The 15335-nt window shown below is 72.5% G+C and carries 13 protein-coding genes; 7 read left to right on the top strand and 6 right to left on the bottom strand.

Annotated elements, in window-relative coordinates; translation table 11 throughout:
* Positions 1 to 25 precede the first annotated feature (25 nt).
* Positions 26 to 952, top strand: a complete 927-nt coding sequence (locus Q8A52_RS31105; protein ID WP_316757465.1) for an oxidoreductase — start codon at positions 26 to 28, stop codon at positions 950 to 952.
* 63 nt (positions 953 to 1015) lie between these two features.
* Here Q8A52_RS31105 and nirD read toward each other — a convergent pair whose 3' ends face one another.
* The 5 genes from nirD to Q8A52_RS31080 all read right to left on the bottom strand — a co-directional run bounded on the left by nirD (position 1016) and on the right by Q8A52_RS31080 (position 6702).
* Entirely contained in the window at positions 1016 to 1366 is a 351-nt protein-coding gene (gene nirD, locus Q8A52_RS31100; RefSeq protein WP_316757462.1) for a nitrite reductase small subunit NirD, read from the bottom strand.
* Positions 1363 to 3972, bottom strand: coding sequence for a nitrite reductase large subunit NirB (nirB, locus tag Q8A52_RS31095; RefSeq protein ID WP_316757460.1), 2610 nt, complete (start codon positions 3970 to 3972; stop codon positions 1363 to 1365). Before nirB ends, nirD begins: the two co-directional genes overlap by 4 nt.
* Positions 3972 to 5192 carry an NAD(P)/FAD-dependent oxidoreductase gene (locus tag Q8A52_RS31090; RefSeq protein WP_316757458.1) on the bottom strand — a complete coding sequence of 407 codons (1221 nt, stop codon included), beginning with the start codon at positions 5190 to 5192 and terminating at the stop codon, positions 3972 to 3974. The genes nirB and Q8A52_RS31090 overlap by 1 nt, the downstream gene beginning before the upstream one ends.
* 243 nt (positions 5193 to 5435) lie before the next feature.
* On the bottom strand, positions 5436 to 6056 hold the full coding sequence (locus Q8A52_RS31085) for a class F sortase (protein ID WP_316757456.1): 621 nt from the start codon (positions 6054 to 6056) through the stop codon (positions 5436 to 5438).
* A 109-nt stretch (positions 6057 to 6165) separates the two neighbouring features.
* Positions 6166 to 6702 (bottom strand): hypothetical protein, encoded by a 537-nt coding sequence (locus Q8A52_RS31080; protein ID WP_316757454.1) that lies wholly within the window; start codon positions 6700 to 6702, stop codon positions 6166 to 6168.
* A 399-nt stretch (positions 6703 to 7101) separates the two neighbouring features.
* On the opposite strand from Q8A52_RS31080, the gene Q8A52_RS31075 reads away from it, so the two are divergent.
* Complete coding sequence (locus Q8A52_RS31075; RefSeq protein WP_408649280.1) at positions 7102 to 7677, top strand: MFS transporter; 576 nt, start codon at positions 7102 to 7104, stop codon at positions 7675 to 7677.
* 60 nt (positions 7678 to 7737) lie between these two features.
* Here the strand turns inward: Q8A52_RS31075 and Q8A52_RS31070 are convergent, their stop codons facing one another.
* A complete protein-coding gene (locus Q8A52_RS31070; RefSeq protein ID WP_316757452.1) occupies positions 7738 to 9381 on the bottom strand; it encodes a M4 family metallopeptidase in 1644 nt (547 codons plus the stop codon).
* Between the two features lie 138 nt (positions 9382 to 9519).
* Between Q8A52_RS31070 and Q8A52_RS31065 the strand changes: the two genes are divergently transcribed.
* The 5 genes from Q8A52_RS31065 to Q8A52_RS31045 all read left to right on the top strand — a co-directional run bounded on the left by Q8A52_RS31065 (position 9520) and on the right by Q8A52_RS31045 (position 15132).
* Positions 9520 to 9933: a gamma-glutamylcyclotransferase family protein gene (locus Q8A52_RS31065; RefSeq protein ID WP_316757450.1), complete on the top strand. Its 414-nt coding sequence runs from the start codon at positions 9520 to 9522 to the stop codon at positions 9931 to 9933.
* A gap of 47 nt (positions 9934 to 9980) precedes the next feature.
* A complete protein-coding gene (locus Q8A52_RS31060) occupies positions 9981 to 10568 on the top strand; it encodes a toll/interleukin-1 receptor domain-containing protein (RefSeq protein WP_316757449.1) in 588 nt (195 codons plus the stop codon).
* Position 10569: 1 nt separating this feature from the next.
* Complete coding sequence (locus Q8A52_RS31055) at positions 10570 to 11643, top strand: protein kinase domain-containing protein (protein ID WP_316757447.1); 1074 nt, start codon at positions 10570 to 10572, stop codon at positions 11641 to 11643.
* A 124-nt stretch (positions 11644 to 11767) separates the two neighbouring features.
* Positions 11768 to 13201 (top strand): TIR domain-containing protein, encoded by a 1434-nt coding sequence (locus tag Q8A52_RS31050; protein WP_316757444.1) that lies wholly within the window; start codon positions 11768 to 11770, stop codon positions 13199 to 13201.
* Complete coding sequence (locus tag Q8A52_RS31045; RefSeq protein WP_316757442.1) at positions 13198 to 15132, top strand: SPFH domain-containing protein; 1935 nt, start codon at positions 13198 to 13200, stop codon at positions 15130 to 15132. Before Q8A52_RS31050 ends, Q8A52_RS31045 begins: the two co-directional genes overlap by 4 nt.
* Positions 15133 to 15335: the final 203 nt, after the last annotated feature.

The raw sequence follows: 15335 nt of genomic DNA, 5'->3' as shown, positions 1-15335 counted from the left end.
TGCCGAGCGGTCGAGGAGGACCCTCATGACAGGCTGGAACGCGCACGACATCCCCGACCTCACCGGCCGCACCGCCGTGGTCACCGGTGCCAACAGCGGGCTCGGGTACGTCACCGCGCGGGAGCTCGCCCGAAAGGGCGCCCGGGTGGTGCTCGCGTGCCGGAGCGAGGCGCGGGGGAGGGCGGCGGTGGACCGGGTCCTGAACGAGGTGCCCGGCGCCGCGGCCGGCTTCGGGCGGCTGGACCTCGGGGACCTGGCGTCGGTGCGGGACTTCGCGGACGGGCTGTCGTACGACCGTCTCGATCTCCTCGTCAACAACGCCGGGGTGATGGCGCCGCCGTACGGGACGACCGCGGACGGCTTCGAGACCCAGTTCGGGGTCAATCACCTCGGGCACTTCGCCCTCACCGGACTGCTGATGCCCGCGCTGCTCGCCGCGCCCGGCGCCCGCGTGGTGACCGTGTCGAGCACGATGCACGCGCTCGCCAACATCGACCTCCGTGATCCCAACAGCGAGCGCCGGTACCGCCGCTGGATCGCCTACGCCCGCTCCAAGTCCGCCAACCTGCTCTTCACCCACGAGCTGGCGCGCAGACTGGCGGCGACCGGTGCGGACGTGATCGCGGCCGCCGCCCATCCCGGCTACGCCGCCACCAACCTCCAGACCGCCGGCCCCCGGGCAGAGGGACGCCGCGGCGCCGAACGCCTCATGGAGCTCGCCAACCGCCTCTTCGCCCAGCCGGCGGAGACGGGCGCCCTGCCCGCCCTGTACGCGGCCACCGCCCCGGACGTCCGCCCCGACTCCTTCTTCGGCCCCGCGTTCGCGATGTGGCGCGGCGCCCCGGAACCGTCCTGGCGGGCGCCGTGGACACGCAACGACGAAGCGGGACTGCGGCTCTGGGACGCCTCGGTGCAGCTGACGGGCGTGCCCTACGACCTCCTCAAGGGGTGAGCGCCGTCGCGAGGCGGCCGTGCCGCCGCTGTCCAGCACCAGGACGGCGGCGGCCTTCCTGCGTCAGGCGGCGCGCACCTCGTATGTGGCCACCCGTACCGCCTCGTCGTCCAGGCACTGCCCGGAGGTCAGGTCGAAGCGCTGCTTGAGCAGCGGTGAGGCGACGAACGGGCGGCCCTGGTGGGTGCCGGTCAGGCCGCGGGAGAGGACTGCCGCGCCGCCGAACGGATCGCGGTTGTCGATCGCGTACACCCGGCCCTCGCGGTCCAGGAAGATCGCGGCCTGGCGCCCGTCGGGCAGCAGTGCCGCAACCCCGCGGCCCGGCGTCAGCGCGGTCAGATCACAGATGGTCAACCAGTCCTCGTCCAGCCGCAGCCGGATCTTCAGGGCGGTCGTCTCGGGTGCCAGGGTCATCGCTGGGCGCTTCCTTCCAGGGGACGGTGGCCGATGGTCAGCAGCGGGAGGTCGGGCTTCATCTGGTCCCGCTCGGGGACGAAGCCGACGACCGGGTCGGGGGTGTCGGGCGCGTTCACGAAGGACACGAACCGGGCGAGCTTCTCGGGGTCGTTGATGGTGGTCGCCCACTCGTCGGCGTAGTGCGCCACGTGGTCCGCCATCAGGGACTCCAGCTCCTCGCAGATGCCGAGGGAGTCCTCCACGACCACGTCGCGCACGTGGTCCAGGCCGCCCGGGATCCGCTCCAGCCAGGTCGAGGTGCGCTCCAGACGGTCCGCGGTGCGGATGTAGAACATCAGGAAACGGTCGATCAGGCGGATCAGTTCGGCGTCGGACAGATCCTGGGCCAGCAGGTCCGCGTGGCGCGGGGTGGCGCCGCCGTTGCCGCCGACGTACAGGTTCCAGCCGTTGGAGGTGGCGATGACGCCGAAGTCCTTCGACTGGGCCTCCGCGCACTCGCGGGCGCAGCCGGAGACCGCCGACTTGAGCTTGTGCGGGGACCGCAGGCCCCGGTAGCGCAGCTCCAGGTCGATCGCCATGCGCACGGAGTCCTGGACGCCGTAGCGGCACCAGGTCTGGCCGACGCAGGACTTCACCGTGCGCAGCGCCTTGCCGTACGCGTGCCCGGACTCGAAGCCCGCGTCCACCAACCTCGTCCAGATCAGCGGGAGTTGCTCGACGCGCGCGCCGAACATGTCGATCCGCTGACCGCCCGTGATCTTCGTGTAGAGGCCGAAGTCACGGGCGATCTCCCCGATCACGATGAGCCCCTCCGGGGTGATCTCACCGCCGGGGATGCGCGGGACGACCGAATACGAGCCGTTCTTCTGGAGGTTGGCCAGGAAGTGGTCGTTGCTGTCCTGCAGGGCCGCCTGCTCGCCGTCCAGGACGTAGCCGCTCGCGCCGATCGTCGGGGCGAGGGACGCGATGATCGACGCCACCGCCGGCTTGCAGACCTCGCAGCCGTCGCCACCCCGGGCACCCTCACGGCCGTAGCGGTCGATGAGGTCCCGGTAGGTGTTGATGCGCAGCGCGAGGACGATCTCGTACAGCTCCTCGCGGGTCTGGGAGAAGCAGCCGCACAGGCCCTTGTCGACCTCGACGCCGCTCGCCTCCAGCTCGGCGGTGACCAGCTGGCCCAGCACCTTCACGCAACTGCCGCAGCCCGTACCGGCCTTGGTGCACTTCTTGACCTCGGGCACGGTGGTGCAGGAGTGCTCCGTCACCGCGCCGCGGATCGTGCCCTTCGACACGTTGTGGCAGGAGCAGATGATCGCCTCGTCGGGGAGGGCGGAGGGGCCGAGCTGCGCCGGGCCGCCCGCGCCGGCGGGCAGCACCAGCGACTCCGGCGAGACCGGCGGAACCGAGCCGGTGAAGGCGCGCAGTGTGCCGTACGCCTCCGCGTCACCGACCAGGATGCCGCCGAGCAGCGTGCCGTCCCGGCCGATGACCAGCTTCTTGTACAGGCCCGCGCGGGAGTCGGAGTAGACGACATCGAGGCAGTCCTCGGCCGTGCCGTGCGCGTCGCCGAACGACGCCACGTCGACACCGAGAAGCTTGAGCTTGGTGGACAGGTCCGCGCCCGTGAACGCCGCCTCGTCCTTCGCGATGGTCGCCGCGGCCGTCTCCGCCTGCTCGTAACCGGGCGCCACCAGGCCGTACACCCGGCCGTCCGCCGCCAGCGCGCACTCGCCGATCGCGAACACATGCGGGTCGGTGACCGTACGGCACTGCTCGTCGACCGTGATGCCGCCGCGCTCGCCGACCGCGAGGCCGCAGTCCCGGGCCAGCTGGTCGCGGGGGCGCACGCCGGCGCTGAACACCACCATGTCGGTGGCGAGTTCGGAGCCGTCCGACAGCTTCATGCCGACGACGGCCCCGTCCGGGCCGACGGTGACCTCCTGCGTGCCCACGCCGGTGTGCACGGCCAGGCCCATGTCCTCGATCGTGCGCAGCAGCGCCGCGCCACCGCCCTCGTCCACCTGCACCGGCATCAGGCGTGGCGCGAACTCCACGATGTGGCTGGTCAGCCCGAGGCCCTTCAGCGCGCCCGCGGCCTCCAGACCGAGCAGGCCGCCGCCGACCACCGCACCCGTCTTCGCCCGCGACCTGGCGTACTCCTCGATCGCGAGCAGGTCCTCGATGGTCCGGTAGACGAAGCAGCCCTCGGCGTCCTTGCCCGGGACCGGCGGCACGAAGGGGTAGGAGCCGGTGGCCAGGACGAGGGTGTCGTACTCGACGACCAGACCGGAGCGTGCGGTCACCCTGCGCGCCTCACGGTCGATCGTCTCCGCGGGGTCGCCCACATGCAGCTCGATGCCGTGGTCCTTGATGAACTCCATGTCGGTCATGGACAGTTCGTCGGCGGTCTTGCCCGAGAAGTACGAGGTGAGCTGCACACGGTCGTACGCCGGACGCGGCTCCTCGCACAGCACGACCACGCGGTGCGTGGCGGTCAGGCCGCGCTCGGCGAGCGCTTCGAGGAAGCGCTGGCCGACCATGCCATGGCCGACGAGCACGATCGTGGGGCGGGGCCGGTCCCCACCGAGTGCGGTCGTGGACATCAGGAGCCTCCATCGTTGGTGAGCAGGTGGAGCAGGGGGCCGCCGTCGGACGGGAGCGGCTCTGCTCCCTCCCAGGCGCGGGCGAGCGCGCCGACGGTGCCGAGTTCGCCGACGAGGACCCCGCCGACCAGGCGGTCGTCGCGGACGACGACCTTGCGGTACGTCCCCCGGGTGGCGTCCGCGAGCTGGACGACGTCGTCGCCGGGGCGCGGCTCGGTCTCGCCGAACGCGGCGAGGTCGAAGGGGGAGTGCGGCCCGGTCAGGGTGAGCCGGGTCAGGGAACGGGTGCCGGTGTAGCGGGAGTCGGCCCTCCCGCCCAGCAACTCGGCCAGCACGTCGGCCTGTTCGAGCGCAGGAGCGGCCAGGCCGTAGACCGTGCCCGCGTGCTGGGCGCAGTCGCCGATGGCGTGGATGTACGGGTCGGACGTACGCAGTTCGTCGTCGACGACGATGCCCTTGTGGACGGCGAGTCCCGCGTCCTGGGCAAGGCCGGCGCGCGGGTGGATGCCGCAGGCGAGGACCACCAGGTCGGCGTCCAGGGCGTAACCGTCGGCCATCTCCACCGAGCGGACCGCGCCGCCGACACAGCGCACGTCCCGCACCCGGCACTCGGTGTGCACCTCGACGCCGAGGTCCTTCAGGTGCCGCAGCACGAGTTTCGAGGCGTTCGGGTCGAGCTGGCGCTCCATGAGCCGCTCGGCCTGCTGCGCGAGGACCACCTGGGCGCCCCGCACGGCGAGCGCGCGGGCCGCGGAAACACCGAGCAGCCCGCCGCCGATGACGACCGTCCGCACGCCCGGCCGCACCGCCTTGGACAGCCCCAGACAGTCGTCCATGGTGCGGAACGCGTGCACGCCCTCGGGGAGTTCGTGCCCGCCCGCGCGGAACAGACCGCGCAGCGGCGGGAGCACCGGGTTGGAGCCGGTGGCCAGCACCAGCCGGTCGTATGCGATCACCGAGCCGTCCGCGCACTCGACGGTCCGCCGGGCCCGGTCGATGCCGGTGACCCGGGCGCGGGTCAGCTCCGCGGGTGCCGGGAGGGCGATCACCTCCGGGCTGTACCGGCCGGCCAGCACCTCGGCGAGCAGGACCCGGTTGTACGGGCGGTGCTCCTCCTCGCCGACGAGCAGCGCGGGCGTGCCGAGCTCACCGAGCCGGCGGGCGAGACGGACGCCCGCGAGGCCGGCGCCGATCACCACCACACGCGTATTCGAGGTCATGCAACGCAGCGTGCGGTGCCGACGTTACCCGGCAGCATCACCGTTGTTTCCCGCGAGGAACGCTGCCCTCAGCGGGATCGGGGAGGGGGTGTGAGGGTACTGGGGGCGGGCCGGTGCGGGCTGTGAGGTGGGGGCGACCGAACCCCCGGCTTGCGTGTGGGCACCATCGTGTACGACGGGTGCGGGCGGCCCGGGCCGATGACTCAGCGGGTCAGCGCCTCACCGGCTCAGTGGCGCGGCGGTTCAGCGGCTCCCGGTGAGGTGCGCGAACACGACCACGTTCGCCTGGTAGCCGGTGGCCTTCGAGTAGGTGCCGCCGCAGGTGATCACCCGTAGCTCGGGGCGCTCGGCCGCGCCGTACACCTTCTCGTCGGGGAAGTTCCGCGCCTGGTAGACCTCGACCGCGTCCACCGTGAACACCGCGACACCGCCGTCGCGCCGGTCCACCTCGACGGTGGCGCCCCGCTTGAGGGCGCCGAGGTCGTAGAAGACGGCGGGTCCTTCGGTGTTGTCGACGTGCCCCGCGACGATCGCGGTGCCGGTCTCGCCGGGGGTGGTGCCGGCCTCGTACCAGCCGGCCAGGTTCTTCTGGTCGGCGGGCGGGACGTCGAGGCTGCCGGACTTCGTCAGGGCGAGACCCATCAGCGGTGCGTTCACGTGGATGGCGGGGATGCGGATGCGGGTGGGCGGGGAGGGCGGCAGCGCCGCGGACGCGAGCCGCTCCTCGACCGGGTCCGGGCGGCCTTCCGCGACGGACGGCTGGGGCGGGGCGTGCGTACCGGCGCCGCCTCCCAGCAGGAACACACCGGAGCCGAGGGCGACCACGGTGACGGCGGCTATGGCGGTGTCGCCGATCCTGCGCATGCGAACCCCTCTCCCGGACTGACCCCCTCCCCCTCCGGGCCGCGAGGGGCGTCGGACCCGGAGGGGGCGGGACTTGCGGTACCGGCGGACGGACAGCGGAGGGTGTCCGTCAGATCCCGTCGCCTCTCGCCCGGCGATGCAGGAGCCAGGTACCGCCCGCAGCGGCGACGGCCAGAGCCGCCACGCCCGCCGCGGTCTGCACGGGGTCGGGGCCCAACGCGCCGCCGACCCCCGTCTTCACACTTCCGCGAGGCTGCGCCCCTTCGCGCGCCGTGCTCAGCGCCACCATGAGGTCGCCCGCCACCTGCCGGCCGCCCACGGCGCACCGCGCGACGATCTCGTACGTCCCCGGCTGGGCGCTCGGCGGCACCCGGAACTGGCCGATCGCATCGCCCTCGTGCGTGCTGGGCGCCAGCATGAACGAGCCCGCGCCCACCGCGCTCGCGTCACCCGCCGCCGTCCCCTTGTCGCCGCACGCCTTCGTGTTCACCGTGACCTGACCGCCGGGCGCCACGGTGGAGGGGTACACCTCCAGGCTGCCCGCCACCGAGGACACCCGGACGCCGCCGTGGGCGGGGGCGGCGGCGAACCCCGCCGCGGCGACGGCGAGCGCGGTACCGGTCAGCATGCGGGCGGTGCGGCGCATGGTGCTCCCTCGAGTTCACGGGGGCACGCCCGCGGCACCCCCATGTGCCGCCGAGTCGGTCGCGTCCCTGCCCTTCCGAGGTAAGTGGCAGTCCGTCGAGCCCGCTTCCTGACAAAGTGTCAGAAATGGGATGAACGGGTGTCCCCGACAAGCTCCGCACGGACTGCCGGGAGGGCGTTCCGGCAGGTCATGGGCGTGGGCGGGGCTGCCGTGGAAGAGAACCCGAACGGCGCGGCCGGCGCGTGTGAACGGGTGACCGGGGTGCGCCGGGCCTCCCGTGGCCCCGGGGCGGCCCGGTTCGCGGCTAGTTCGGCAGCCGCATCGCCAGGCCGTCGAGCACGATCTCCAGGGCGTGGGTGAACTTTCAGTCGGTCAGTAGGTCGGTCGGTGCCGCCGGCCGTGACCGCGATCGTCGGCAACACGGCGGGCGTGAAGCCGGCCGCGAGGATCGGCAACCGCTTTGTGATCCTGACCGGCATGCTGATCATGGTGGCCTGCTTCGCCCTGCTCACCACCGTCGACGCCGGCTCCGGCCTCACCGTCCCGGCGATCGCCCTGGGGCTCCTCGGGCTCGGTGCCGGCGCGGCCATGCCGGCGGCGGTCGGCGCGCTGATGGCCACCATCCCGGCGGACAAGGCGGGCGTCGGCTCGGCCCTGAGCGACACCGTCCAGCAGGCCGGCACCGCCCTCGGCATCGCGATCCTCGGCTCGCTGCTTTCCAGCGGCTACACGGACCGGATGCCCGCGGACGCCCCCGACCAGGCCCGCCACTCCATCGCCGGAGCCGTCGCCGCGGCCCACCCGGCCCTGCTCCGCTCGGCCCGCGAGGCCTTCACCTCCTCGATGTCCACCACCTTCACGCTGAGCGCCCTCGGAGTCCTCGCCGCGGCGATCCTGGCCACGGTGGTGATGCGGGACAGCAGGCAGGAACAGCCGACCGAGGCCCCGAACCGGCACCCGGAACCGGCGGCCTGACTCCACCGCCCACGACAAGGCCGGTGCCCGAACGGGCACCGGCCTTGTCGTGCTGCACGGTCAGTTCACGTTGACCGCGCTCCACGCCGCCGCCACCGCGTTGTACTCCGTGCTGCCCGCGCCGTAGAGGTCCTTGGCCGCGTTCAGGGTGGCCGTGCGGGCGGCCTTGTAGTTCGTGGAGGACGTCATGTAGACCGTCAGTGCCCGGTACCAGATCTTGCCGAGCTTGTCCCGGCCGATGCCGGTCACCGTCGAGCCGTTGTACGTGGGCGAGTTGTAGCTGACGCCGTTGATGACCTTCGCGCCGCTGCCCTCCGCGAGGAGGTACGCGAAGTGGTTGGCGACGCCGGACGAGTAGTGGACGTCGAGGTTGCCGACCGAGCTGCTCCAGTAGTCCGCGGAGTTGCCGTCCTTGGACGGCTGGTCCATGAAGCGGAGGGCGGGCTTGCCGAAGCCGGGGCGGACGATCTTCTCGCCGATGAGGTAGTCGCCCTGGTCGGAGGAGTTGTTGGCGTACCACTCGACGAGGGTGCCCATGATGTCCGAGGTGGCCTCGTTCAGGCCGCCGGACTCGCCCGAGTACGTCAGCGCCGCGGTCTTGGACGTCACGCCGTGCGACATCTCGTGGCCCGCGACGTCCAGCGCCACCAACGGGCCGAAGACCGAGCCGTCACCGTCGCCGTACGTCATGCAGAAGCAACTGTCGTCCCAGAAGGCGTTGTTGTAGTTGTTGCCGTAGTGGACGCGGTTGTACGAGCCCTTGCCGTCGTTCGCGATGCCGTTACGGCCGTGGACGTTCTTGTAGTAGTCCCAGGTCTCGTTGGTGCCGTACTGCGCGTCCACCGCCGCCGAGGAGCGGTCGGCGTTCGCCCCCGTGCCCCAGTGGTTGTCGGCGTCGGTGAACAGCGTCGCGGGGGCACGGATGAAGCAGATGCCGAAGATGCACAGGTCGGTCTTGTTGGCGGCGTCGCCGGTGTACGTGTTGCCGCGGGTGGGGTCCTTGAGCTGGTTCGTCGATCCCGACGGCGTCGTCTCCAGCGGCACCGTGCCGCTGTAGAGCGACTTGCCGTCGCCCGTCGCCGTCTCGATGCTGTCCCAGGCGTCGATCTGGGCCCCGGTCCGGGCGTCGGTGAGCACCGTGCGGGCGACCGGATTGCCGAGGGAGTCCTGGCCGACCGCGTTGGTGCGCCAGGCCAGCTTCGGGGCGCCGTGCAGCGCGTCGACGACCAGCTCCGGCTTGGCCTTGACCCGCTTCAGGCCGTCGCCGAGGTTCGCGGCGCGCAGCGCGTTCACCGCGAGGTCGGCGGCCTTGGGGGCGGACAGCCTCGGGGTGATCGAGGAGAGGGAAATATGGCTCTTCGTGGCGCGGTTCGCGTTGCGGAACGCGCCGTTCGGGGCCAGGTGGACCACGAAGTCACCGCCGAGAACCGGCAGTTGGCGGTACGTGCGGTCGTAGCGGACGTGCTGGGTGCCGTCCTTGTCGACGATCACGTCCCGGACGCTGGTGTCCTGCGAGGAGGAGAGGCCCAGGCTCGTGGCGTGCTGTACGAGCGCCGAGGCCGCGTTCTCGATCGCGGTGGCCCGGGTCGGTCTGCCGTCGGCGTGGGCGGCGGGGGAGAGAGCGGCGGCCAGCAGGGCCGCTGTGGTGGCGGCTATGCCGGCCGTGGCGAGACGGGATCCTCTGATGTGCCGTGTCCGACTCATCGGTCTCCTTGGGAAGGCGCCTCAAAGGCGTGGGGTGGCGCTCATGTCGACAGACGATTTAAAGGGCCCCGACATGTCATGTCCATAGCGCCTTCAAGGAGATGTGTGTGGGGTCGGAGGGGATGCAGAATCGTTCCTGTGACCCTTCCGTTCTTCGTCTACGGCACCCTCCGCCCCGGCGAGCCCAACCACGACCTGTTCCTTCGCGGCCGTACGCGCTCCGAGGAGCCCGGACGGCTCACGGACGCGGTGCTGTACGACGGCCCCGGCTATCCGTACGTCGTCGAGGAACCCGGGGGAGTGGTCCGCGGGGAGCTCGTCGCCGCGCTGCCCGAGGCGTACCCGGAACTGCTCGTCGAGCTGGACCGGCTGGAGGAGTACGTTCCCGGCGACCCGCGCAGCCTTTACGAACGGGTCGGCCGGGACGTCGTACGCGGCGACGGCACCACCGTGCGCGCCTGGGTGTACGTGGCCGCGCCGCACGTCGCCGCCCTCCTGCGCGCACGCGGCACGCGCATCGCGGGCGGCGACTGGCTGAACCGGGTCCACTGAGGGCAAACCCCGTCCCTTCGGCGGGTATCGCCCCTACACTCCAGGCCATGACGGGGCTTGACGGGGTCAACCTGGCGATCGCGGTCGCCGGTCTGATACTCACGGTGGCGGGCACGTACTTCGGGTTTCACGAGTACCGCGAGCGGCGAGCGGGTGCCCGTTCCCGCGACGGCGGCGGCGGAGCGTCCGAGCCGCCCGAGCCGCCCGAGCGGCAGGGCCCGTACGACGTCTTCGTGTCGTACGCGGACGGCGACGCGGAGGCGGCGGAGCTGCTGGCCGGGCGGCTGCGCGCCGCGGATCTGGATGTGTTCCTGGTGTGCTGGGTCGCGCCGGGACTGGTCTCGCTCCTGGAGACCGAACGGGCGCTCACCGAGGCCGGGTTGGGGGTCCTGCTGTTCGGCTCCGGCACGACGGCCGACCCCCGCGCCCGGGACGAGTACGCCGCCCTGCTGCACCGCAAGTACGAGGGCGGCCTGCGGTTCGTACCGGCGCGGATCGCGGCCGTCCCGCTTCCCCCGCTCGCCGCCATCCACCAGCCGCTCGACCTCACCCGGCCCGGCACCCCCCACTACGACCGCGAGGTCGCCCGCCTGGTCCGGGTCGTCCGCGCACCGCGGCACACGGCGGGAGCCTGAGATGGTGGTCACCCGGCCGTGGCGACTGCCGCGCTGGACCGAGGTGCGTGAACTGCACACGGGGCGGTGCGGGCGCGTCGTACTGGCGTGGCCCGCCCACGAATCCGGGGACGACGGCGGCGCGTCGGCCGGGTCCCCGGCCGTGACCCGTGCGCCCGGCGCCGGCCACGGGCCCGCGCGGCCGGCCGTGGTGCGGTACGTGCCCGCGCTGCCGCTGATCCACCGGCCGCGCGAGGCCGCGTTCCTGGCGGACGTCCGGCGGCTGGCCGGGCTGCGGGTCCCCGAGGCGGCCGTGCCGTACCGGTTCGTGGCGGCCCCCGCGTTCCGGACGGCGTACGAGCGGTCGGCCGTTGCCGTCGGCGGGGCGCTGATCAGTGACGCGGTCGAGGGCGTCACCCTCGCGCGCCTGCTGGACCGGCACGCAGCCTTGTCCGGGCCCGCGGCGGCGGTGCTCTTCCGGGGTGTCCTGCGCGCGTTGGCGGGCGCGCACGAGCGGGGGACGGCCCACGGCGACCTGCGGCCCGGCAAGGTGCTGGTCGGCGCCGACGGGACGGTGACGGTGACCGGCCTGGGACTCGCGGCGCTCACCACCGGCGCCCCGGAACTGCGCGCCCCCGAGCTGTGGCGGGGCACCGGGGAAGCGACGCACCAGGCCGACGTGTACGCGGCCGCATGCGTCCTGTACCGCTGTCTGACCGGCGGACCACCCTTTCCCGTACCGCAGTTGTTCAGCCTGATGGCCCGGCACACCACGGCGCCGGTACCGCTGGCGGCGATACCCCGTCCACTGCGCGCGCTGCTGGCCGCCGGCCTGACGAAGGACCCGGAACTACGCCCGCGCGCCGCGTCCCTGCTGGCCGAGATGCAGCGGCCGACAAGCGGCGACTGGGAGGAGACGGGCAGGTCGGAGCTGGGCGCACTCGCCGCACCGATGGTCGAGCCGCTGCCCCGCACCCCGCCGCGGACGCCCCCGGCATCGCAGCCGCCGCTCTGGCCCGTCGGGCCCGCCCGGCCCGCGGCGGTCCTTGGCTCGCCCTCGCGCCGTAAGGCCTCGTACGTAAAAGAGTTGGGTTAGTACGACTTATTCAATGCCCGGGTGGAGGGGGTGGTTCCAGCCCTAGCCTGGTCCCCCTCGCAACCGGCGGCCCGGTCCGGTAGCCGTACGGCCCCAGGCGGCCGTGCCCAGGAGGTCCAGGCCGTTGAGCGACCGGTCGAGCAATGTGTTCCTCTCCTATGCGCCCGACGACGCCGCCTGGACCGAACGGCTGGCCGAGGAGCTCGCCGCGCACGGGCTGCGGCCCTTCTTCGCCGAGTGGAGCATCGAGCCGAGCGAGGTGGTCGTCCACCGCCTGGACGCCGAACTGCTCGCCTCCGCCCATGGGATCGCCGTGATCAGCCCGGCGTCCGCGCACTCCGGCCGCGCCATGGACGAGTACGCGGCGCTGGCCACCGCGTCGGCCGAGCGCGGACTGCGCTTCATCCCGGTGCTGCTCGGCCACGTCGCCGTACCGCCGTTCGCCGCCAACCGCGTCTGGCGGGACTTCAGCGACGTGACCGACGAGGAGTTCGCGGAGAAGGCCGCCGAACTCGCCGCCGTCGTCGCGGGCCGCCCCGCCGTGCCCGGCGCCGCGGCCGCCCGGGACAACGAAGACGTCACCAACCCCTCCCCGCCCCGGCCGCTCACCCCACCCGACCGCCCGTCCTTCGTCGTCTGCTACGCCCGCGCCGACGCCGAATACGGCCGTGCGCTGGCCGGCCGGCTGCGCGAGGCCGGACTGCCGGTCTGGTCGAGCGGCGATCTGCGGCCCGGGGACGCCCACTTCTGGACGATCCGGCAGCAGCTGCGGCACGCCGTCGCGGTCGTCGTCGTGATGACGCCCCAGTCGCAGGACTCCGACGACATCACCCGCATGATCCTGGAAGGCCAGGTGCACGGACGCCCGTTCGTCCCCGTCCTGCTCGACGGAGAGGTCAACTACCACCTCGCCGCCGCCTGGCACATCGACGCCCGCGACGGCGCGCTGCCCGGTGACGCCCACCTCGACCTGCTGCGCCGGCTGCACGAGGACGCGGACCGGGGCCGGCCGCCGCGGCTGCCCGAACCGCGCCGGGCGCGGGGTGGCCGAGGTCCGGCCCCGGTCCGGCTGACCGCCTCCGCCGGTCTGGAACGGCTGCGCGCCCACCTCGCGGAGGACGAGTACGAGCACGCCGACCTGCTCACCACCCGGCTGGTGATGGAGTCGGCCGGCCGGCTCACCGAGGGATGGCTGAGCGCGCGGCACGCCGCCACCGTGCCACGGGAACTGCTGGCCGGTGTCGACGCGCTGTGGGGCCGGCGCTCGCACGGCCGGCAGGGCTTCCGGCGCCAGCTCGCGCTCACCCCCTCCGGGGGACCGCGCGGCCCGCGCTTCCCCGAGCTGGGAGCCGCACTGGGCTGGCGCGACACGGCCGAGGACGCCGTGCCCCGGCTCTACCGCGACTTCGCACGGCGGGCGGGACCCGGCCGACGGACCGGCTTCTACCCAACGCTGCGCGACCCGGGTCACGAGAACGACCCGGACTGGTACGACCGTTGGAGTTCGACCGTGCTGGCGCTGCACGCGCGGCTACGGGAATGGGGGACCGACTCGTGATCGTTCTGGTGTTCTTAGCCCTGCTGGCCGTCGCCGGGGTGGTGGCCATGAGGGGGCGGGTCGTGGTGCCCGCCGACCACGTCGGGATCATCACCCGGCGCTATGTGCCCCCGCATCCGGACCGCACGTTCAAACAGGTCAACCCGGCCAACGCGCGCGGAGTCCTGGCCCGCACGCTCCTGCCCGGGACCCACTGGATGTGGCCGGTGGTCAACTCGGTGGACTTCGTGCCCAGGGTGCATGTGCCGGCGGACATGATCGGCGTGGTGACGGCCCTGGAGGGACACAACCGGTCCGACCGCGGCAGGCTGGCCCGGCATGTGGACTGCGACGACTTCCAGGACGGCGAGAAGTTCCTGCTCGGCGACGGCAGACGCAAGGGCGAACAGGGCGTCCAGGTCACGACCCTGAGCGGTGGTCAGTCGTACTACATCAATCCCCGGCTGTTCCGCGTCGACATGAGGCCGCGCACCTTTGTGCCGCCGGGCACGATCGGCCTGGTCCAGGCGAAGGAGGGTGCCGTGCGGCCGCCGGACCGGAGGTTCGGCCGGCACATGGAGTGCGACAGCTTCCAGGACGGGGAGACCTTCCTCGGGGGCGGTGGCGAGCAGGGCAGGCAGCTGGCCATCCTCGGCGGCGGGGCGTACTACGACATCAACCCGGAACTCTTCGACGTCGTCACGGTCGACAATGTGACCGCCGCCCGCGACGGACTGACCGAGGCCCATCTCCGGGAGATCTCCATCGGGGAGGACTACACCGGAGTGGTCATCACCCTGGACGGCGCCGAGCCCGACCAGGACCTGGACGGTGCGGTGGCACCGAGGGTGGCGGGGCACAGCAGCTTCCGGCTGCCCTGGGTCTTCCTGGAGAAGGGCGGACAGCGGGGCGTCCAGGAGGAGACCCTGGGCAAGGGCACGACCTGCGCGCTCAACCCGTGGTTCGTACGAGTGATGGTGATCCCCACCCGTGTGCTGATCCTCAAGTGGCACGAAAAGCGGCCGTCCGAGGCCGACAACTACGACGCCGACCTCGGTCGGATCACCGTCAACGTCCAGGGCTTCGACCTGTCCGTGGACCTCTGGCAGAACCTGCAGATCCCACCGGACGTGGCGCCGAAGCTGGTCAGCCGGTTCGGTGGCGTGAGCACCGCCGGACTGGGCGGACTGGTCGACGACCCCGCGCCGATGAAGCGGTTCGTGCGCGACGTCCTCGGGGCCGCGGTGGCCGGGTACTTCAACGAGATCGTCATGACGAACTCCGTGCTGGAGTTCCTCGCCAGCTACGAGCACGTCCGCAAGGACCTCACCGACCGGGTCCGGCATGCGCTGGAGAAGTGGGGCGTGGAGACGCTCGACACCAGCCTCGGCCGGTTCACGCCCACCGATCCGGCCCTGCTCGACACGCTCAAGGCCAAGTTCATCGAGGAGGGCCGGGGCGAAAAGCTCGGCGTGGCCGTCGAGAACGCCAAGCTGGACGACCTCATCGACGCCTACCGGGCGCGCGCGGAGGCCCGCCGGGCCGGCCTCGAACTCAAGGCCGAGGTGGAGGCGCTGGGCAAGGACAACGTGGCGATGATCCGCATCGTCCGCGAGTTCGCCGGCTTCGACGTCCCGCAGTACATCGGCGGTGGCGGCGACATCTCGGCCTACATCCAGACGCTGCCCCTGCCCGCGATGCAGGACCTCCTGGCGCGGCTCCGACAACTGCGCACCGACCAGCAACTCTCCACGGGACCGGGACGCCAGGAACTGACCATGGACGGGCCGGGCAGGCGGGAGGACCCGGACACCTCACTCCACCCCGACGACACGCTGACCGGCATCGAAACGGCAGACCTGATCCCGACGCAGGACGCAACGGGAACGGAGGCGGCCCCGGGGGACGACGACGGGGTGCCGGTGGCACGCAAGCCGGACGAGCTGGGCTGAGCCGTCGGGCTGGGCGGTGGTGGGTCCCGTGGCATGGGGTCGGCCCGCGGCCGGGCGCCGCGGGGCGGGTTGAGGTGTTGGTGCGGTTCTCGCCCGGCCTTTGGAGCGGCGTCGAGGTCGTGTCGGGGTGGGTGCCGGTGGGATGCGGGCCGGGCGATGTGCGCTGAGCCGTTGGGCTGGGCGGTGGTGGTCCCGTGGCGCGG

Source organism: Streptomyces herbicida (assembly GCF_032656585.1).
Taxonomy (GTDB): Bacteria; Actinomycetota; Actinomycetes; order Streptomycetales; family Streptomycetaceae; genus Streptomyces; species Streptomyces herbicida.
This window is presented reverse-complemented; position numbering and strand designations above follow the sequence as displayed.